The 19,878-nt window shown below is 58.0% G+C and carries 16 protein-coding genes; 5 read left to right on the plus strand and 11 right to left on the minus strand.

Annotated features, from left to right (window positions below; all coding sequences use genetic code 11):
* The first annotated feature begins 158 nt into the window (after positions 1-158).
* The 4 genes from OHL23_RS15385 (at position 159) to OHL23_RS15400 (ending at position 6,990) form a co-directional block, all read left to right on the plus strand.
* Positions 159-2,297, plus strand: a complete 2,139-nt coding sequence (locus tag OHL23_RS15385) for a M13 family metallopeptidase (protein WP_263352794.1) — start codon at positions 159-161, stop codon at positions 2,295-2,297.
* Positions 2,298-2,638: 341 nt separating this feature from the next.
* Positions 2,639-4,057, plus strand: a complete 1,419-nt coding sequence (locus OHL23_RS15390; RefSeq protein WP_263352795.1) for a lactonase family protein — start codon at positions 2,639-2,641, stop codon at positions 4,055-4,057.
* Between the two features lie 137 nt (positions 4,058-4,194).
* Positions 4,195-5,508, plus strand: coding sequence for a lactonase family protein (locus tag OHL23_RS15395; protein WP_263352796.1), 1,314 nt, complete (start codon positions 4,195-4,197; stop codon positions 5,506-5,508).
* 252 nt (positions 5,509-5,760) lie between these two features.
* Positions 5,761-6,990, plus strand: coding sequence for a lactonase family protein (locus OHL23_RS15400; RefSeq protein WP_263352797.1), 1,230 nt, complete (start codon positions 5,761-5,763; stop codon positions 6,988-6,990).
* Positions 6,991-7,138: 148 nt separating this feature from the next.
* On the opposite strand, the gene OHL23_RS15405 is transcribed toward OHL23_RS15400, so the two are convergent.
* From OHL23_RS15405 to OHL23_RS15440, 8 genes are all read right to left on the minus strand, one after another.
* On the minus strand, positions 7,139-8,233 hold the full coding sequence (locus tag OHL23_RS15405; RefSeq protein WP_263353251.1) for an acyltransferase family protein: 1,095 nt from the start codon (positions 8,231-8,233) through the stop codon (positions 7,139-7,141).
* A gap of 58 nt (positions 8,234-8,291) precedes the next feature.
* Positions 8,292-8,996, minus strand: coding sequence for a UMP kinase (gene pyrH, locus OHL23_RS15410; RefSeq protein ID WP_263352798.1), 705 nt, complete (start codon positions 8,994-8,996; stop codon positions 8,292-8,294).
* A 69-nt stretch (positions 8,997-9,065) separates the two neighbouring features.
* Positions 9,066-11,795, minus strand: coding sequence for a glycoside hydrolase family 2 protein (locus OHL23_RS15415; protein ID WP_263352799.1), 2,730 nt, complete (start codon positions 11,793-11,795; stop codon positions 9,066-9,068).
* A 185-nt stretch (positions 11,796-11,980) separates the two neighbouring features.
* Positions 11,981-12,637 carry a translation elongation factor Ts gene (gene tsf / locus OHL23_RS15420; protein ID WP_263353252.1) on the minus strand — a complete coding sequence of 219 codons (657 nt, stop codon included), beginning with the start codon at positions 12,635-12,637 and terminating at the stop codon, positions 11,981-11,983.
* A gap of 131 nt (positions 12,638-12,768) precedes the next feature.
* Positions 12,769-13,647: a 30S ribosomal protein S2 gene (gene rpsB, locus OHL23_RS15425; protein ID WP_263352800.1), complete on the minus strand. Its 879-nt coding sequence runs from the start codon at positions 13,645-13,647 to the stop codon at positions 12,769-12,771.
* A 142-nt stretch (positions 13,648-13,789) separates the two neighbouring features.
* Positions 13,790-14,185 carry a 30S ribosomal protein S9 gene (gene rpsI / locus OHL23_RS15430; protein WP_263352801.1) on the minus strand — a complete coding sequence of 132 codons (396 nt, stop codon included), beginning with the start codon at positions 14,183-14,185 and terminating at the stop codon, positions 13,790-13,792.
* 92 nt (positions 14,186-14,277) lie between these two features.
* On the minus strand, positions 14,278-14,712 hold the full coding sequence (rplM, locus tag OHL23_RS15435) for a 50S ribosomal protein L13 (RefSeq protein WP_263352802.1): 435 nt from the start codon (positions 14,710-14,712) through the stop codon (positions 14,278-14,280).
* A 396-nt stretch (positions 14,713-15,108) separates the two neighbouring features.
* Positions 15,109-15,624, minus strand: coding sequence for a Uma2 family endonuclease (locus OHL23_RS15440; RefSeq protein WP_263352803.1), 516 nt, complete (start codon positions 15,622-15,624; stop codon positions 15,109-15,111).
* Positions 15,625-15,871: 247 nt separating this feature from the next.
* On the opposite strand from OHL23_RS15440, the gene OHL23_RS15445 reads away from it, so the two are divergent.
* Positions 15,872-16,615, plus strand: coding sequence for a glycosyltransferase (locus tag OHL23_RS15445; RefSeq protein ID WP_263353253.1), 744 nt, complete (start codon positions 15,872-15,874; stop codon positions 16,613-16,615).
* Positions 16,616-16,619: 4 nt separating this feature from the next.
* On the opposite strand, the gene OHL23_RS15450 is transcribed toward OHL23_RS15445, so the two are convergent.
* From OHL23_RS15450 to OHL23_RS15460, 3 genes are all read right to left on the minus strand, one after another.
* Positions 16,620-17,207, minus strand: a complete 588-nt coding sequence (locus OHL23_RS15450; RefSeq protein ID WP_263352804.1) for a hypothetical protein — start codon at positions 17,205-17,207, stop codon at positions 16,620-16,622.
* Between the two features lie 163 nt (positions 17,208-17,370).
* The gene (locus tag OHL23_RS15455) at positions 17,371-18,699 is read right to left on the minus strand and encodes a sugar porter family MFS transporter (RefSeq protein ID WP_263352805.1); all 1,329 of its coding nucleotides are present in this window, start codon (positions 18,697-18,699) and stop codon (positions 17,371-17,373) included.
* A 170-nt stretch (positions 18,700-18,869) separates the two neighbouring features.
* Entirely contained in the window at positions 18,870-19,514 is a 645-nt protein-coding gene (locus OHL23_RS15460; protein WP_263352806.1) for a helix-turn-helix domain-containing protein, read from the minus strand.
* Positions 19,515-19,878: the final 364 nt, after the last annotated feature.

Raw genomic sequence — 19,878 nt, forward strand, 5'->3', positions numbered from 1 at the left:
CAGCGGTTTTGAGCGTATCGGCTCATAGAAAAACAACACGAGCGACTACGTGTCTGCTCCGTGTTAATTTTCTATGGAGCAGTTCCTGCCAGATCGGCTGCCATATCTAACGCGGACGGCCCTGCCCGATTCGGCTGCTCCCACCTCTGAGGAATCCGATGAAACCTTCGTGCGTCTCCCGCTCCCGCCACGTTTTCGTTCTGCCTGCCTCAGCCTTGCTCGCAGCATTGTGTCTTTCGCCTGCCTCCGTCCACGCCCAGATCAGCCTGACCGATTTGAGCTTTGCTCCCGCAGATAACTCGGCTCCAACGCCGCCTCAGTCTGTGAAGAGCCTGGACCTCAGCGCCATCGACAAAACGGCCGATCCCTGCACCGACTTCTACCAATACGCCTGCGGCAACTGGGTCAAGAACAACCCGGTGCCCTCGGACCAGATACGCTGGGCGCGTTCCTTTTCTCTGCTTCAGGAGCGCAACCGCTATCTGCTCTGGCAAGAACTCGACAACGCCGCCAAATCTCCCAAGACTCCCTTGGAGAAGAAGTTTGGCGATTACTTTGCCGCGTGCATGAATACCGACCTTGTGGAAACAAAGGGTCTTGCGCCGTTGACGCCCGCTCTGGACAAGGTCGCCGCCTTCTCGAACGCCAAAGAGCTTGCGGCGCTGATGGGAGAACTGCTCGCCGCCGGCAGTCCTGCTCCGCTTTTCCAGTTCGGAGTAGCCCAGGACGAGAAGGACTCCAGCAAGCAGATCGCGCAAGCCTCGCAGGGCGGGCTCTCGCTTCCCGACCGCGATTACTACATCAAGGACGACCAACGCTTTGTCACGATCCGCGAACAGTATGTGGCCCATCTGAAGAAGATGTTCACCCTGGCTGGCGATTCGCCCGAGAAGGCCGCCGCGGAAGCCGCCGCTGTGCTGCGCATCGAAACAGCTCTCGCCAAAGGCTCGACCAGCAGAACCGAGATGCGGCAGCCCGAGAATCGTTATCACATCTACACCATCGCAAAACTGGAAGAACTGTCGCCCAGCTTCGATTGGCCGGTGTATTGGAAGTCGATCAGCATCGGCAAATTCGATACGCTCAATGTCGCTACGCCTGAATTCTTCAAAACCGTCAACCAGCTTATCGAAACCGAGCCTGCGGATGCCTGGCGGGCTTACTTCCGCTGGCAGGTCCTGCACGTAGCGGCTGCCAATCTTCCCAAAGCCTTCTTCGACGAGAATTTCGACTTCTTCGGCAAGACGCTTGCCGGACAAAAGGAGCCGACTCCGCGCTGGAAGCAGTGCACTGCGATGACCGACCAGGCTCTCGGCGAAGCGGTCGGCCAGGATTGGGTCAAGGAAAACTTTCCTCCCGCGGCCAAGGCCAGCATGGACAAGCTCGTCGCAGCTCTCGAGAAGTCGCTGGGCGACGACATCAAGACTCTGCCCTGGATGGGCGACGAAACCAAGAAGGCAGCCGAGGAAAAGCTCAGCCTCATCCGAAACAAGATCGGCTATCCGGAAAAATGGCGCGACTACTCCGCTCTGGAGGTTGAGCGCAACGACCTGCTTGGCAACCTGCGGCGAGAGGCGGTCTTCAACCGCAATTACCGTCTGGCCAAGCTGGGCAAGCCCGTCGATGAAAAGGAGTGGGGCATGACGCCGCCGACGGTCAACGCCTACTACTCTCCTTCGATGAACGACATCAACTTCCCTGCCGGTATTCTGCAGCCGCCCTTCTTCGACTTCACCATCGATCCGGCGGTGAACTTCGGCGGCATCGGCGTCGTTATCGGTCATGAGATGACGCACGGCTTCGACGACCAGGGCAGCAAATACGACGGCCATGGCAATCTGCGCGAGTGGCAGACCGCCGAAGACCGCAAGGCCTTTACCGAACGCACAGACTGCGAAGCCACTGAGTACAGCGGCTTCGATGCCTCGCCCGCACACGATGGCCTGCCCGCGCAAAAGCTCAACGGCAAGCTCACCCTCGGCGAAAACACCGCAGACAACGGTGGCCTGCGCATTGCCTATATGGCGCTGCTCGACACGCTGGCCTCGGAGGGCAAGAGCATCGACGACAAGATCGACGGATACACGGAGGCGCAACGCTACTTCCTCGGCTTCGCGCAGGTCTGGTGCCAGAATCAGACCGACCAGTCAGCCCGCCAATCGGCCCTCACCGACCCGCACTCGCCCGGCCAATGGCGAACCAACGGCTCCGTTCAGAACTTCGAAGAATTCGGCAAAGCCTTCGGCTGCAAGAAAGGCCAGCCCATGTATCCTGAACATTCCTGCCGCGTCTGGTAAGCCTTCCCGGACGCTGCGTTCGTTGATGCGGAGTTGTCCGTCCTGATTTCAAACAAGTCTCGCTCAGGTCTCGAAATCGAGACCTGAGCCGCATTCCAACACGACTTCAAACGCCTGCCGATTTTCGCGATACCGGATTTTTCTCTGAAACGTCCAAAGCACAAGTAACTCCATGGGGTGACCGTTTTCAGGGCTTTCGTATCACCCCGCAACTATGCACAATGGCCCCGCACCTTCTACAATGCAGCGAGGGACCCCATACCCACCCAGCTCTGCTGCGGAACATGAAACCTGACGGTACGGGCGGAAAAGCTTGGGCTGGATCAGGACGAAGGAATCGCATGACGTTCAGGAAATTCGGCAAGACAGTGCTGACCGCTGCCCTTAGCTCGGCCATCGTATTCAGCCTTAGCTCTTGCGTTCGTAGTTTTACAGTTGGCTATCTGTATGTAACGGGTACGAGCACAGCCCAACCCTCCAGCGCAGGAATCATCAGCGGCTTCAAAATCAATAACAATAATGGCAAATTGACTGCCTTGGATGGCCTGCCGGTCGCCAGCGGCGGAGCCAATCCCGTTCGCGCCGTCCTCCTGAGTGGCGGAAACTTCGTCTATGTCCTGAATCGCGGCACAAATTCGAGTGGTGGTTCGGTCTGCACAGCGACCGACCCATGCGGAAGCCCGAACATCACCGAATTCGCTGTCGGCGGCAACGGAATCCTGACTCCTCAAAACACCTTCTACACCCAGGGATTCAATCCCGTCCGTCTTATCTCGGATTCGACCGGAGCCTTTCTGCTGGCACTCGACCAGAACGCGCCCGGCACCAATCCGGCCGCTCCCAGCAGCGCTCTCAATCCGAATCCGTACTGCGTGTCGCAACTGGGAACCCCGACCTGCGGCGATATCACCATCTTCTCGATCAACTCGACCACGGGACGCCTTTCGCTGGTCACCAATGCGCAGCTGACCTCTTCAAGCGGCAGCCAGGTCACCTACTTCCCTGTTCCGGCGAATCCGATCGACTTCACCATGGCTTCGGGCTATGTGATGACGCTGGCCGGCGCGCCCAGCCCAAGTCCCACCTCTGTTGTCACCACTCCCACGCTCGGACAGACGGTTTACCCCTACACCTACAACTCCACCAACGGTCAGTTGTCGGAGAGCCAGAGCACGGTTCAATACATCACCAACGGCCTGGGTAACCCGGTTGGCCAGGGCACTGCGATTGTTTTTGCCGGCAGCAAAGTCTACGTTCTGGACAACGAAGTTCTCGCCAACGGCGTGCCCGGACAGATTCTTCCATACACAGTCGGCACCAACGGCGCTCTCCAGTCGCTGGTCGGCGGCGCGGTGGCAGACGACGCCAGCGAGACCAACCCCGTTTACCTGATGGTGGAATCCAAGGCCAAGTATCTCTATGTAGCCAACCAGCAGGGCGCCAATATCAACGACGGGGCCGGCATCGTTGCCTACGTTATCGACCCAACCTCCAGCCAGCTCAGCGAGGATTCCGGTTCTCCCTTCCTCGTTGAGCAAACAGGCGTCAGCTCACCGTCTGGCACTGGCGCTTCGCCTCAATGCATCTTGGAAGATCCTTCGAACCAGTACGTTTACACGGCAAACGCAGGCGACTCAACGGTCACGGGCAAGGTTCTGGACCCGAACTCGGGTGCATTGACTCAGATGCAGGGCTGGTCCGGTCAAATCGGTATCAACGGACCCGCCACCTGGTGCATCGTAACCGGCCGCACAAACTAGCCTGGTCCGTTTGTGCCTCACCTCACGGAAGGGCCCGCCCATACGCGGGCCTTTCTGCTAAACCTCAAACCTGGCAATCAGTCCGGACTCAGCAAAACGGGAACTGAAGTGCCAAAGTCTAACAACGAAGGAAACACATGAAGTTCGGCAAAGTCGGCCAGGTCGTACTGGTCTCCGCCATCGCACTCTCAGTGGCCACCTTATTTACCGCCTGCAGCACTCTGACCGTAGGTTTTTTGTATGTTCCCACTACCCTACAAAACCCGGGGCAGATCGAAGTGTACGAGGTCAACTCGGAGTCCGGCGTCCTGCGTACCATCCCTACTTCGCCTTTTCCTTCCGGCGGAAGAAATCCCCTTGCGGAAGCCGTATCGCCAGACTTCAACAATCTCTATGTTGCCAATAACGAAGACAACAATATCGTCCAGTTCGGAATCGGAAACGACGGCAAACTTTATCCGCAAAGCACCGTGAATACTCCGGGCACCTTCCCAGTCGCTTTGGGCGTCAACGGCACCTATGCTTACGTTGTGGACAACCTCGGTCCAACCGCCGGATGCAGCCTCACCAACCCCTGCCCCGGTTTGATCGCCGGCTATACCATCGCACCGCAGACCTCCACTGTGAACCCCGGCTCTCTGGGCCTTGCGCCGGCGAGTTGCGCTACCGTTCCGGCCCCGTCGCCGCTGCCTGACTGCACCGACGGCAATCCGATCACGAACAGCAACGGCCTGCCCTACGTGTCGTTGCAGCTAAGCGCCAACGATCAGACAGTGCTCACTCCAGCAGCGATCAACATCACGGCCAACGGCAACTACGTGTATGTGACAGCCTATAACCCCGCGACCAGCCCGTTTCAGGGATATCTCTTTGCGTTCTCCGTGGGTGCAGGCGGCAGCCTCACGCCGGTTCCGCTCGGCGCGAACTATCTGCTCAACGGGCAGTCCACGCAGATGATTCCCCTTCCGGTGGGGTCTGAGCCAATCACCCTCACGAGTGATTCCGCCAGCCAGTACCTCTATGTCGTCGACGAATTGAAGAACCAGATTGACACATTCTCCCTGCAATCCGGAGGTTCGCTGACGCTTCTCGGAACCACTCCGACGGGAAACAAGCCCTCCGCAGCCGCCATGTTCAAGGACAGCTTTCTGTATGTCACCAATTCGCTCGACTCCACCGTCTCCGCATACTCCATTGCTTCGGGGAGCCTGACGCAAATTGCGAATTATGCCTCGTCGCTCAATCCTGTGGCGATTACAGTCGATCCGAAGAACATCGGATTTCTCTACACGGTGAACTATCTCGGCAACTCATTGAGTGGATATCAGATCAACCCCGCTACCGGAGTACTCATCAATACCCAGGCAACTCCCTACCTGTCGTCAGCCCAGCCGTCTACCATCACCGGCATCCCTCACGGCGGAACTGCTACCAGCGGAACTGCCAAGTGATGCGCGCGAACCAAGCGGGTCCAACCTTTCATCGCGGAGATGACTCCTGCCGAAAGCGCGCGTCCAATCAGAGACTTATGGATTGGACCGCATTCGGCCAGCCGCCTGGTCGGGGGCCCGCGGGGACAGCAGGCAGCTAGCCCGGCAGGTCACTAGCCGAACGCCGTCTTGAGCTTTTACAATCGAGACGGACAACACCTAACCCAGTTTGCATACGGCCAGGCGACAAATGGCCCACGATGAAGGAAACAGATGAAGTTCAACAAAGTCGGCCAAGTATCACTGGTCTCAGCCATCGCACTTATACTGGCCAGCACATTTACAGCGTGCAATCCTGTCACGATTGATTACGTATTCGCTGCCGGCAACAAGGAGAATCCCGGGCAGATACAGACATTCCTTGTCGACCGCGTCTCCGGCGCCCTGAGCGTTCAGGGCTCTACGATCTCCTCCGGCGGCGTTGATCCGGTCTCCATGGCTGTTTCGACGGATTTCGCGAATCTCTACGTCGCCAACCAGGGCGACAGTTCCCTGGTGCAATTCAGCATCTCGAGCAGCGCTGCGCTCGCATCGGTAAGTACCATCACGCTAAGCAGCGAAGGAAATACTCCGGTTGCAATCTCCATGAATGCCGCTGGAACCCTGCTCTACGTTGTCAATAAGTACCAGCCGGGCTGCAGCACCGCTGTGACCGGCGCTACGACCTGCAACGGCGGCGCGCTAGCCGTATTCCCAGTGAGCACGACTGGGGCGCTGGGTACGCCAGTCACCAACGGCAGCCTCAACTACTGGCCTGTCGGCATCAATCCGACCGCCGTGAATCCCCTCGCCAGCGGAGCGGCGGTCTATGTCTCCACCTACGATCCGACAGCAGGCCTCGGATATCTCTACGGATTCACCTCGACCAGCGCCGGCGCTCTGGCATCCGTCGTTGGCAACGCCAAGATCAGCGGTACACCCTTCTTTGCAGGCGTAAAGCCGGTCGGCATCGCCAGCACCCCAACCAGCCGCTTCGTCTACGTCACTGACTTCGCTCAGAACGAACTCATTGCGTACAGTGTGCTCGGCAATGGTGTTCTCCAACCGCTGATCAATGGTCCGTTCAAGACAGGCAACCAGCCGTCGGCGATCACCGTCGATCCGCGGGGCATTTTCATCTACGTCTCCAACGAATTGGATAACTCCGTCTCGGCTTATGACATCGCCTTGCCCACAGGAACTCCCTCTGCGGCAGTGAACACCACAGGCAGCGCGACCAACGTCACGGGAACGCAGCCGGTAGCTATTCTCGTCGATCCCGGTTATGGACGCTATGTCTATACCGCCAACTTCCTCGATAACTCGGTCACCGGGTTTCAATTGAACGCCAGCACCGGAACGCTTGCCCCGGCACAGAGCGGTCCTTACCCGACAGTTGGACAACCCGCTGCACTCGCGGCCATACCGCACGGCAACCACTCCATCGAAGTCGACCAGCCGTAGGTCAGCTTCACTTCAAACGTAAGCTGGTTCGAAAACAGCAAGGGCAGTCTCCCCATCCGGAGACTGCCCTTTTGCTTTAGCTGCCCCTTGGTTCGGGAAGCCAACCTTACTGAATCGTTGCTTCACTTCCCCGGAGAAATTCCGCGAGTCATGCACCCATCCATTTGCGAAGCGCCTTCTGCGCGGGCTTCTCAATCAGATGCAATGCCAGCAGTCCGAGTCCGATCAGAATTGCATAGCTGATCCAGGGATCAAATCGATCCAATCCAAACCGCGGCAATAACCCGCTCTGATGCAACAGATTCCAAAGATTGAAGTGCATCAGGTAGAGGCAATAGCTCGACTCGCCAACAAAAACGAATACCGGAAAACCGAAGAGCTTCGACAGCGGATTAATGCCCGACAATCCTATGATCAAGCAACCGAATAGCGGCATCAGCAGGCCATCGTGGATCAGCGCATAGGGAACGAGCGAGCCCAGGCACAACACTCCGTAGATGCCTGCAAAGCCGAAGAGCCCGATCCATAGCCGAAGCTGTCCGGTGCGCTCGACGCACTCGTCCAACCCGGCAAGCATCACCCCAAAGGCGAAGCTTGGCAGATGAGGCAGAGGCGTGAACTTGAGTGCCTGCAACCAGGGAGCCGAGGAGAAGCGGTCGACGTGCGCGATGCCATCGGGATTGAACAGGACATAGAGCGTGCCGGGAATGAGCCCCAAACACCACAATGCCCCGAGCCGCCAATAATGCACGCCAGTCCGAACCGGCTTGCGCACACTCGCCAGCCAGGGAAAGAGCACGTAGTACGCGGCTTCCGCGGACATCGTCCACGCTGGCGTGTTGCCGAATGTCGCAATCTCCGGAATCCAACCCTGCAAGAGGATCGGCGTCAGGATCGCACCCAGCCAGAACATGAAGGGAGTGTGTGCCGCGGGCTCGGCGCGAAAGGTCTGCCAACCGATCACCAGGCTCAGCAAGTAAATCGGATAGAGCCGCGTCAGACGCGCCTTCCAGAAACGCACTTTGTCCAGTTTGCCCTCGCGCGCTCGTCCCGCGTAGTTATACGCGAGCACAAAACCGGAAAGCATGATGAAGAAGCTCACCGACAGATAGCCGGCATTGACCACGGGTGAAAGCGGGCCGAACCAGTCTGGATTGGAAAAATGGAAGAAGACGATATTCAGAGCCGCGAAACAGCGCAGACCTGTCAGTGCGTCCAGCCGGGCTGGTTTAGGGTTATCCACTAGCAATTAGACGACTATCTCTGAGGCCAGGAGTCGGAAAGAGATCACTATGAGGGAATCAGGAAGTCACAAGCGAGCCGACCTTTTCTCCCAACGCCACCCGGCGGATATTCCCAGGCTCATTCATGTTGAAGATGATCATCGGCAGATTGTTGTCCTTGCATAGACTTACCGCAGTCAGATCCATGACCTTCAGGCCCTGCCGCAGAATCTCCATGTAGGTGATCTCGTCGTATTTCACGGCGTCTTTGAAGAGCACGGGATCGGCGCTGAAAATCCCCTCGACCTTGGTGGCCTTCATCAACACATCCGCCTTGATCTCCATCGCTCGCAGCGAAGCGGCGGTATCCGTCGAAAAGAAGGGATTTCCGATTCCAGCCGCAAAGATCACGACGCGGCCCTTTTCGAGATGCCGCACCGCGCGACGGCGAATGTATGGCTCCGCGATCTGGTCCATGGCGACGGCGGTCATCACCCGGCACTGCACGTCATGCTTCTCGATCGCATCCTGAAGCGCGATGGCGTTGATCACGGTCGAGAGCATCCCCATGTTGTCGGCGGAAACGCGGTCCATCTCTTTGGCCTGCTCGGCCACGCCGCGAAAGAAATTGCCGCCGCCAACGACAATCGCAACCTCTACGCCGAGGGCGCGGACCTCTACGATTTCGTTGGTGATTTCAATAACGCGTTCCGCATCGAGGCCAAAACCTCTGCTGCCTGCCAATGCTTCCCCAGAGAGTTTGAGAACGATCCGCTTATACATGCTTTTTCGAGTATCGCATACCGGCTTTGGATTTCCGCAGACCGTTCCCTCTCAGGGTGGGTGACGCCATTACTTCCATGTATGGGCGACGATGGGCAGATTGGTTACTGGCCAGTGATCTACCTGGGCATTGATGTTCTGCGTCACTGGAACAGAGGAACCTGCGTCGGAAACCCCGATATTCCAGCCATCGATAACAATTCGCGGAGCTTCGCCTTTCAGATCGGACTCGGCCGCCTCGATGGTGATAGCACGGCTCTCGCCCGGCACCAGCGAGACGTAGTTATCACTGTAGTAGACAGGCAGAACGCGATCTGCGACGTTGGCCAGCGGGTCAGAAGGGTTTGGGGCTTTGCCGCGACGGAGCTGCAGGTGGGCCATCAGCGCTACTTCCGTTCCGGGGTTGCGCAGCGTCACGGTGATACGCACTTTGCCTTCCACATCGCGCCGTGCTGCTTTTGCTTCGAGCTTCACCGTCTTCATAGTCTCCAATGCCTGCAAGTCATCGGGGTGGTCAGGCACGCTACGCCAGTAGAAGTTTTCCGAGAGCAGTTTGCCATCGGCGTCTTTCAGCTCCAGCTTCACAAAATGGACTGCGGAGACCGACGAGGGCCACTCGACCGAACCCAGATCAATTGCCGTATACGCCGGTCCGGTCACCGGGTATTCATGCTCATACACACGCGAACCGTCGAGATTGTAAATGGCGATGTGCGCAGTCGCCTTGGCGATTCCAGTTGGCAGGTTGTTGATCACCTGCACGTCACCGTTGCTCTCGTTGAGCAGAATATGCACCATCTCCCCAGCCTTCTTAACCGCAAACAGCGCGGCATTCGGCTCCAGATCGTGGTGGTAAAGCTGCCAGACAAAGCTCGGCTGCGCCGGGTTGCTCATCCAGGTAATGACGGCCGTCGACGGGTTGAAGAGCTTCGCTTCCCGCCCTTCGTACATCGCCCGGTACGCCTCATAGTTAGCGAGCTGGCTCTTGCGGACGAAGTCGGCCAGATTGGCCACCTTGCCGTAACGATCCGCCAGCGTTTTGGGATAAGTATTGCCTGCCTGCGCGCCACGGGCGAGGTCATGCTCGGCCCAGTCGTCGTTGATCTCCTCCCAATCCTTCTGCGGCATCATGCCCTGGATCGACTCGATGGTCGGAATCGACGAGCTGCCGATCTCCGTCTTGAAGGCTTCGCCGAAGACGTAATACTCGCGTGGCGTACGCCAGCGGTACGGTCCACCGGAGTTCACGCCTTGTCCCGACGTCGAGCTCGGCTGATAGCGTCGTGTCGGCTCCAGCTCCGCCATCAACACCCGAAGCTGGTCGTCAATCTCCTTCGGCGGAAAGCCCTCGTTGCGCGCGCACCAGACTGCTATCGAAGGATGGTTGCGATAGCGCAGAATCTTGTCACGCACATTGGCCATGTACGTCGGCAGATCGTCGGGATTTGGCCCATCCGAGGGATTGGGCTGGAAGAACTCATCCCAAAGCAGAATGCCGTATTTGTCGCACAGTTCGTAGAAGTCTTCGCCGGTCGACTGCCCTACCCAGTTGCGGATGAGGTTCATATTCGCCAGCGCGTGCATCTTGATTTCCGCTTCAAGGCGTTCGCGCGGGATGCGCTTCATCGCTTCGTCGAGGCCCCAGTCACCGCCGCGAATGAAGACTCGGACGCCGTTGACGGAGATGGTCAGATTCTCCGAATCCGGCACGAAATAGGTGATCTGGCGAACGCCGAAGGAGATGTTCTGCGCGTCGGAGGTCTTGCCCGCTTCATCGAAGCTCAGGTGCAGCGCATACAGGTTCTGCGGTCCGTAGCCGTTGGGCCACCACAGCTTCGGATTCTCAACGTGCAGCGCCGGAAAAGCCTCCGCATCCAGCGAGACGATCTGCGATGCATGCGGAGCGAGTTCAACTTCCTTCTCAACAGAAACGTCGCCAAAATGGGCCTTCAGTACTCCCTTTTGCGGCTGATCCGTCACATTTTCGACCGTCGTTGAGATCGCCACATCTGCCGAGTCGGTCTTCGGAAGCGGAAGGGCCGTCGTCACCAGCGGGTCTTTCACCACCACTGGCCCGGTCGAAGAGAGAAAAACCTTCGCCCAGATGCCCGAATCCCGGTCGCGAATGCCAGGGAGCCAGTCCCATCCAATCGTCGAAAGAAATGTCGGACCGTCGAGCGCGGTGATGCCGCCATTGGTCACCATGCCGTCGGCGATGGTGTGCTCATGCGGGTCGCCGGGATGCGGCTGAGGCTTCACCAGCACGGCAATTGCGGCCTTTTCGCCCGGTTTTACAAACTCCGAGATATCGAAAATGCCGCGCTTGAATGCTCCGCGCATCGTGCCCAGGTACGTCCCGTTGACCCAAACCTCGGCTGAGAAGTTGATGCCGTCGAGATTGAGCCAGACATGACGGCCGCGGTACGCTGCCGGAATCTCAGTCACGGTTCGGTACCAGTACGAGGTCTTGTTCAGGCTTTCGGGAATTCGGTCTGGACGGTTGTTTTCGCCATACAGCGGCTCGGGATAGACGCCATTTTTGACGAGCGTCGTCAGCACCGTTCCAGGCACCACTGCCGGAAACCAACCCTGCGTCTTGTAGTTCAGCTTCGAAATCGCCGCGCCCGCTCCTGATCCCGCCTCTGCCACCTTCGCCGAATCCTGCAGCTCCCAGCCGGAGGAAACTTCCACCTTCGCCGGAACTGCCGCCTCGGAATGGGCCTGTTGGGAACGCACATCGGCGATAGCCGGCGAGCTCAACAGCGCGAGATTTGAACCGATCAGAACAGCGAGCGACATGACTCTCTTCAACAAAATGGGCAAAGAACTGGTCCCTTCTAGAGTTACTTCGTTTACCTCGTTATCTTAAATTGCACGCACCAGTTGGCGACAGATTCCGGGTTTCTCAATCTCGGGTCACGCCACAAAACAAAACGGCCCGAAGCTTTCGCCCCGGGCCGTTTCCCTGCAATTTATCGGCAGACTTACTCTGCTGAGCCTTCGACCAGCTTGGTCGTCGCGACGGTCCAGTTCGGGTCGCCCACCTTGAAGCGCGCAAAGCGCCGCACGGTGATGTTTTCGCCGAGCTTGCCGACCTTCTGCGCAATCAGTTCCTTGATCGAAACGGACTGATCCTTGATGAAGGGCTGCTCCAGCAAGCAGACTTCCTCGTAGAACTTGGCCATCTTGCCCACGACCATCTTTTCTGCAATGTTTTCCGGCTTGCCAGAGGCCATTGCCTGCGCCTTGTAGATTTCCTTCTCGCGCTCCAGATCCTCTGGCGTCACATCTTCGGGCCTGACGTAGCGCGGATCGCTGGCTGCGATGTGCATGGCGATGTCCTTGAGCAGGTCCTGGAAATCGTCGGTGCGGGCGACAAAATCGCTTTCGCAGTTCAGTTCGACCATCACACCGATCTTGCCGCCGGCGTGGATGTAGTTGCCGACCGCGCCTTCGTTGGTCGAGCGCGAAGACTTCTTCGCGGCGGACGCCATGCCGCGCTTACGCAGCACCACAAATGCCGCCTCGATATCGCCCTTGGACTCCTGCAGCGCCTTCAGACAATCGCCCATGGGCGCGCCGGACTTCTCGCGCAGTTCCTTTACCAGACCCGCACCAATTTTCTCACTCACCGTCGTCATCTCCACTCCGTTCGTTTCTTCAATACTCATTTGATTCGGCTTTTGTCCCAGAGCTTCCGGCACAAGAAAAGCGTGGCTCGGAATATTCGGCGGCCACGCTTCTATTGTGCGTGCTCGCAGCACGCAGAAGATTACAGTGCTGTTTCAGCCGTCTCAGCTTCTTCTTCCAGCGCCGAAACTACGCCGGGAGCCTTGCGAATTCCGCCGCCTAGTGCAGCTTCGAGGTCAACCACATCGCCGACTTCCTCGCCCTCGCCGCTGGCGTCGAGCGTAACCAGTTCCGCAGGCGCTTCCGTCTCGGCAACCTCGGCAAACTGCTTGTCGCCCACCAGGTTCACGCCCTCGATTGCCGAATCGGAGATCTTGGAGGTGAAGAGGCGGATGGCGCGCAGCGCGTCATCGTTGCCCGGGATCACGTAATCCACAACCGTCGGGTCGCAGTTCGTGTCCACAACGGCGACTACCGGGATGCCCAGCTTCTTGGCTTCCTTCACGGCGATCGCTTCGTTGTTCGAGTCGACGATGAAGATCGCGTCGGGCAGCCGCTTCATGTTCTTGATGCCGGCAAGGTTGGCCTGCAGGTGCTTGCGCTCCCGCTCCAGCTTGATGACTTCCTTCTTGGTCAGCAATTCGTAGCGGCCATCGGTAGCCATTTCGTCGAGTTCCTGAAGGCGCTTCACCGACTTCTGCACGGTCACCCAGTTGGTCAGCAGACCGCCGAGCCAGCGCTGATTGATGTACGGCATTCCGGCGCGGTTGGCTTCCTCTGCGATCGCATCCTGAGCCTGGCGCTTGGTGCCGACGAAAAGAACCGTCTTGCCGCTGGCGCACAGGTCGGTGACGTACTTCGACGCGTCTTTGAACATCTTGAGCGTCTTCTGCAGGTCAATGATGTAAATGCCGTTGCGCTCGCCAAAGATGTATTCCTTCATCTTCGGGTTCCAGCGCTTCGTCTGATGCCCGAAGTGAACACCCGCTTCGAGCAGCTCCTTCATGGTAATCGTGGCCAATTGAGCTCCTTATTGCCGTTGCATCCGGGCTGGCGTTCGCCTGGTCCGGATTGATCCTGCTTAAGCAGGAGATTGAACTGCGGAATGCCAAATGTGAAGCGTGAGTGTGTAAAACCGCCGCACCCACACTTCACACTCCACACTATCTCTTGCTGAACTGGAAGCGTGCGCGCGCACCCTTCTGACCGTACTTTTTGCGTTCCTTCTGGCGCGCATCGCGGGTCAGAAGGTTTTCCGATTTCAACAGCTTGCGCAGCTCGGGGTTGAAGACCACGAGAGCGCGAGCTGAACCCATTTTCACGGCATCGGCCTGGGCCGAAACGCCGCCGCCCTTGACCGTGGTGACCACGTCAAAGGTGGAGAGCAGTTCGGTGAGCACCAGAGAGCGCTTCGCTGCGGTACGCTGCTGCTCGGTCACGAAGTACTCCGTGTAGCCCTTGCCGTTTACCTTGAACTCACCCGTTCCGGGGCGCAGAAAAACACGGGCAATCGCCGACTTGCGGCGGCCCGTTCCGTAATACTGAACCAAATCTGCCATGTGCTCTCTTCCGCCCTATCCGGGCCTCAAACCTTTTTGGGGTGCCCGTCCTTGCCACCTTTTGCGTGGCAAGGACGGGATTCCATCAAACCTTACGCGATAACTTCCAAAACTTCCGGTGTCTGCGCCTCGTGGGGATGCTTATCGCCGCGATAGACCTTCAGTTTGGTGCCCATCTGGCGGCCCATCTTGTTCTTCGGCAGCATGCCCTTGACGGCTTCTTCAATGATCTTTTCGGGACGGCGATTCAACAGGCGCGTGAACGACTCTTCGCGCAGACCGCCGGGGAAACCGGTGTAGCGGCGATAGAGCTTCTGCTGCGACTTCAGGCCGGTCAGCACGATCTTCTCCGCATTGATGACGATGACGTGATCGCCGGTGTCAATGTACGGAACATACTGGGGGTTAAGTTTTCCGCTCAGCACATCGGCGGCCTTGGTGGCCAGGCGGCCCAGCGTCTTGCCGCTGGCGTCCACGACGAACCACTTGCGGTTGATCTCTTTCGCGCTCGGAATATAGGTTGACATCTCGCTCCCGCTTTCAAATCCCTAAAATCTTGCGTGCCAACACGACCCAGCACGTCTCAAAATCAGCAAAATCCGCCCACGCCAATTGGCTGGGCTGCATCGAAAACCCACGGCTAAACAAACCTGTTCGCGTGAGACCCTTCCGGGCTCTTGACCTTTTTGGAACCGGCCCGTTTCACGACAGCCGTATCCGAAAGGTGGGTGCGCTCTGCTCCAAATCTAATTTCTGAGGAAGTCCTTGATCCGGATGAACAACCGCAAGATCAATTGGACTCAAGCCCAGCAGACGCAACACCGCGCAAGGACTTCAGAATACCCGAATTTGAATGGGGAGTCAACGGATACGCCCGCAAAGTCCATCCGTCATTCAGATCTAGATGACCATCGCGAATCTTATTATTTCCGGGTGCCGATCCGGCTGAAGATTTCGTCGAGTTCGACATACAAGGGAGTGCCGGAAACTACCAGCCGCCGCGCTTCCGTCCACTCCGCGCCCGAGCACATTCGCCCGGTCCGGGTTTTCGGGTCGACGATCCACACAGTCTCCACGCCCATGTCCCGGTAATCCTGGGCGCGCTCCTGGGTGTCGGAATAGCTGTCATCCGGCGACAAAATCTCGATGACAAGCAACGGCGGATCGGTCAGGACGTCAGGCTGCGGACCTGATCTCAGGATAACCAAGTCCGGAACGCGGACGCGATCTCGCGAAACCTGCACCCGCTGTTCCGTGCTGACAAGAATGCCCCAGTCAGACTCGTGGTTACCAAACCAGATTGCCAATAGCGCCTGAATTCGTGCGTGCTCCCATTTACCCACGTTCCGCTCCCGAATCTCCCCGTCCACGTACTCGCGATCAGGGCGATAGCTGGTTCCGAGATAATCGCAGAGCGGAATGTGTATGGTGGCAGCCATAATTTCGGATCGTAGCATATTTTCTGACGCCATTCGATGACTCATGGCTCGATACTCCCCGTCTCCTGTTGACTCAAAAACTAAGGATCGATAGGTTCAATAGCTGGAGCTCCCTATCAAATTTCACCGACATGGGGAGGCCATGGACAGGGGAACGATAGTAAGGCTCGATAATCTATGATGATTGCACCAGCCACTGAAGTGAACCCACAGCATCGGAGCATTGACCGAATTGACTGGTACTTCTTTGCCTTGCACGATCGTAATTCCCTGTTATAACGAAGCTTCTCGGCTCAAAACGGAAGACTTTGCGCAATTCCTCCGGGACACCGAGGGGATTTCATTTCAGTTTGTGAATGACTGCAGCACCGACGCGACCCTGGCCATTCTGGAGCAGTTTCGCATCGGCCGGGAGGACTGCGTTCATGTCCTGAACAAGCTCGCCAACGGCGGCAAAGGCGAAGCGGTGCGGGATGGGATGCTGGAAGCGATCCGGCGCGGGGATGCAAGCGTTGTCGGATTCTGGGATGCCGATCTGGCGACTCCTCTGGACGCGATCTTCGACCTCCTCCACGAACTCGAAGTAAATTCCAATCTCCAAATGGTTCTTGGTTCTCGCGTCAGGCTGCTCGGCAGAGAAGTGCACCGTCAAGCGGTGCGCCATTACCTGGGCAGAATCTTCGCGACCATCGCGTCAAGTCTGCTTTCGTTGGCAATTTATGACACGCAGTGCGGGGCCAAGCTCTTTCGGGTAACACCGGAACTGGAGCAGTTGCTCTCTGAGCGATTCTGCTCGCGCTGGGTATTCGACGTTGAAATTCTTGCCCGGTATATCGTTCAAAACAAAAATCATCGGGAGCGATTGCATTCGTCGATCTACGAATACCCATTGAAGCGATGGGAAGATGTCGCCGGCTCGAAGGTGCATCCGTCGGACTTCGTCCGCTCTTTCTGGGATGTCCTTAGGATTTACAACAAATATCTGCGATAGCGAATCAGTGGCCTGCGCTTACCAGCATCAGCGGATCGGGCGTGATGCGGCATCCTCTGCCCGTTTCCGGAGTCCAGATCGAACCATCCGCATAAGTCAGCGAATCGAGCGTGATCGATTGGACTGAGGTGAATCCGGAAAGCACCATTTCGGACGATAGGCCCTCGTTCGCTTCCACGCTGGCGGTGGCGTCGGGATGGAACGTGATATCGAGCGTCCTCTTCAAATCCGACCCGTCCAGCTCCTGAGAAGCCGGTACCGTTCGCCATTTCGCGCCGGTTCCGTGCACCGTGACCCTCGCACGCGAAACCCCGACCGGTTCTTTCCCGCTGCCCAGGATGAGGCGAATTCGCTGGGCAACGCCAGGCTGTGGAGCGGGCGTTCGGCCACTTTGGGTGTACCGCATGCTGCCGCCGCCCTCGTGCCGTGCACGCATTGGAACCGGGCAATCGAGATCTGCCGGCGCTTGAAACACATAAACCGTCGGCAGTCCTGCCAAGGGAGCGGGTGCAGGGTTTGGCGTCGGAGATTGCGCCCCCGACGTCAACGTACCGAGCAGAACTGCGAACGAAAACGCTGCAAGTCGATTCATAACGGCTCCTTTCGGAGATGCGTTCGAGATTCGCTACCTTTTTGACGTTCGAAGCGTGCTGCCGCATCCTTCAAAGGACACCAAAAAGATACTCCGACGCTATCTGCGAATCAAATTCCAACCCGTCGCGTGCCCGTCCCTAAGTTCTGAGTCAGGTTCTGAGTCAAGTTCTGACCAATCGCCGCTGCAATGCCTCCAGCGTCTGCCCCTTGGTCTCGGGATAGAACAGGAACACCACGATAAATTGCACCACGGTCATGACGGCGAAGAAGACAAACGGCGCGCCGTGGAACCTGCCCGCCAGGATCGGGAAGATCAACGCAATGGCCGCGTTCATGATCCAGTGGGAGCTGTTGCCGACGCTCTGTCCTTTGTTGCGCACCACGTTCGGAAAGACTTCGCCGATATAAACCCAGATCACTGCTCCCTGCGACACGGCAAAGAATGCGATGTACACAACCAGCAGCCACAAGAGCATCGCCTGGTGCGAGTTGGTCAGGAAGACATAGGCAACTCCGGCCAGGCAGGATGCGCAACCCGCTGCGCCAATCAGCAGAAGCGTCTTGCGCCCGAGCCGGTCGATCAACGTCATGCCGATCAGGGTGAAGATCAGGTTCGTTGCACCAATGGCGATGGCCTGCAAATCTCCCGACATCTGTGTGAATCCGGCAGCGGCAAAGATGTTGTTGAGGTAATAGAGGATCGCGTTGATGCCCGCGAGCTGATTGAACGCGCCGATGGTAATGGCCAGAAACAGCGGGTAGCGATATTTCCACTGGAAGACCGGCTCATTGGCCACGGCATGGCTCTCGCGCAGCGCCTGCTGGATATCTGCAAGCTCCGCCTCGGGAGCTGGGTCGCCCATCAGCTTCAGCACTTCAAGCGCCTCGTCGATGCGGTTCTTCGAAACCGACCAGCGCGGGCTGCGCGGAATCCCGAAAAGCAGCGCCAGGAAGAGGATCGCAGGGACTGCGGCGACTCCTAACTGCACCCGCCACTCCCAGGAACCGAGATGCAACAGCCTAATTCCGAAGTTCGACGCGTAGGCAAGTAGAATCCCGATCACAACGTTGACCTGAAACGTGCCGACCATGCGGCCACGCCACTTTGCGGGAGCAAGCTCCGTAATATAGACCGGGCCAAGCACGGACGAAGCGCCGATTCCCAATCCTCCAAGGAAGCGGAACACCAGCAGCGCCGGCCAGTTCCACGCCAGCATGCAGCCCAGTGCTGAGATCACATAGAAGACGGCCGTAATACGAAGAGTCTCGCGACCGCCCAGCTTTTGCCCGACCGCGCCGGCAGACATCGCGCCCACCACGGTGCCCGCAACGGCTGTAAAGACGGTAACTCCCTGCGTCGTGTCCGAAAGGTGATAGAGCCGGGTAAGCGCGTCAATCGCGCCCGCGATCACCGCCGTGTCGAATCCAAAGAGCAGGCCGCCAAGCGCGCCGCTCACTGTCGCCTTCATTAAATAAAAATTGGGTCGCATCTATCTCCCGTTTCCGCAGCTCCCGTTTCCGTAGCTTCCGTTTTCCTGGCTCTTGCTTCGGATACCGTCGTACGAAGTCTGATGGACGGCCTTGGCCATGAACGTCCGTTGCTGGATCAACGGCCATCATACAGGCTGACCCGCTACGGTCGGCGAGGGATGCGAAGGATTCAATTACCGGGGCTCTCTTTGGCTTCCGGCTCGGCTTCCGATCCACTCGGGTGGCCGACAGCATGACTTCCCGGAGTCACCGCGAGCAGACGGCATCGCTGCTTGGCCGCCGCTCCCCAGGCCAACGGCAGATCGCTCTCCAGGTACGCGCAATCGCCCGCATCAAGGGTCTCGCTCAAGCCGCCAACTTGCAGCAGCAGGCGGCCATCGATCACATATACCAGCAACGCGCCTTCGGCATGGATCTCTGCCCCGGCCAAAGCAGAGCCAGCCGGCAAGTCTACGAGCCAGGCATCCATCTTGCGGTTCCGCACACCGGGATTAAGCGGAATTCGGACGGTAGGATCGTTGCCGCGGCCTCGCCCCTGGTTCGTAACCTTCCGCGTAATGGAGAGCGAATGCTCTCTTGAGTCGTGGAAGAAATGTCCAAGACCCACTCCATAGACCCGGCAAATGGCAGCCAGGGTAGTGAGCGTCGGCACCATGCGGTCGGTCTCCAGCTTGGAAAGCAGCGCCGTTGAGAGCCCGGTCTCTGCGGCGAGCCGCGCCAGCGTCAGCCGTTTTTCCACGCGCAGACTGCGCAGCTTCGCGCCGATGCAATACGGTGCAAGAAACCACTGTGCATGGGAAACAGTTTTCGTCATAATTCCCTATCCCGGCAGCCAGTGCCTGTTAACAGGCCCTAAGTCTTCCACGAGCGTCTCGTGAAATTCCGGAAGAATTTCTGAAATCTGCCCGACTTTGGCGATCCTCTAAGGTCAAATCTCGACAGGTATCTTCGACTTATGCAGTTAGAATGGCGGCAGGCAACCTTGTAGAGTGATCACCCCTTCCAGCCCCGAAAGGATGCGATTCCGTGAACGCTAGCTGCAATAACTCCCTATCGCTTTCTCTGCGTCTTCGCTCTCGACACTCTTCCGCGACGCGCGTGTTTCCGTCGATGATCGCTAGCTTGTTGGTTTCGGCTGCAGTGATCCTTCTGCCATCAGCAGTCCTGGCCGATTCTGT

Origin of the sequence: Acidicapsa acidisoli, assembly GCF_025685625.1 — a bacterium.
Classification (GTDB): domain Bacteria; phylum Acidobacteriota; class Terriglobia; order Terriglobales; family Acidobacteriaceae; genus Acidicapsa; species Acidicapsa acidisoli.

What these genes read in the sequence shown, in the direction of transcription:
- OHL23_RS15455 (WP_263352805.1), bottom strand. Translation starts at nt 18,699, where the DNA reads ATGCGACCCAATTTTTATTTAATGAAGGCGACAGTGAGCGGCGCGCTT.
- pyrH (WP_263352798.1), bottom strand. Translation starts at nt 8,996, where the DNA reads ATGTATAAGCGGATCGTTCTCAAACTCTCTGGGGAAGCATTGGCAGGC.
- OHL23_RS15450 (WP_263352804.1), bottom strand. Translation starts at nt 17,207, where the DNA reads ATGAATCGACTTGCAGCGTTTTCGTTCGCAGTTCTGCTCGGTACGTTG.
- rplM (WP_263352802.1), bottom strand. Translation starts at nt 14,712, where the DNA reads ATGTCAACCTATATTCCGAGCGCGAAAGAGATCAACCGCAAGTGGTTC.
- rpsI (WP_263352801.1), bottom strand. Translation starts at nt 14,185, where the DNA reads ATGGCAGATTTGGTTCAGTATTACGGAACGGGCCGCCGCAAGTCGGCG.
- tsf (WP_263353252.1), bottom strand. Translation starts at nt 12,637, where the DNA reads ATGACGACGGTGAGTGAGAAAATTGGTGCGGGTCTGGTAAAGGAACTG.
- OHL23_RS15395 (WP_263352796.1), top strand. Translation starts at nt 4,195, where the DNA reads ATGAAGTTCGGCAAAGTCGGCCAGGTCGTACTGGTCTCCGCCATCGCA.
- OHL23_RS15440 (WP_263352803.1), bottom strand. Translation starts at nt 15,624, where the DNA reads ATGGCTGCCACCATACACATTCCGCTCTGCGATTATCTCGGAACCAGC.
- OHL23_RS15460 (WP_263352806.1), bottom strand. Translation starts at nt 19,514, where the DNA reads ATGACGAAAACTGTTTCCCATGCACAGTGGTTTCTTGCACCGTATTGC.
- OHL23_RS15385 (WP_263352794.1), top strand. Translation starts at nt 159, where the DNA reads ATGAAACCTTCGTGCGTCTCCCGCTCCCGCCACGTTTTCGTTCTGCCT.
- OHL23_RS15390 (WP_263352795.1), top strand. Translation starts at nt 2,639, where the DNA reads ATGACGTTCAGGAAATTCGGCAAGACAGTGCTGACCGCTGCCCTTAGC.
- OHL23_RS15415 (WP_263352799.1), bottom strand. Translation starts at nt 11,795, where the DNA reads ATGTCGCTCGCTGTTCTGATCGGTTCAAATCTCGCGCTGTTGAGCTCG.
- OHL23_RS15400 (WP_263352797.1), top strand. Translation starts at nt 5,761, where the DNA reads ATGAAGTTCAACAAAGTCGGCCAAGTATCACTGGTCTCAGCCATCGCA.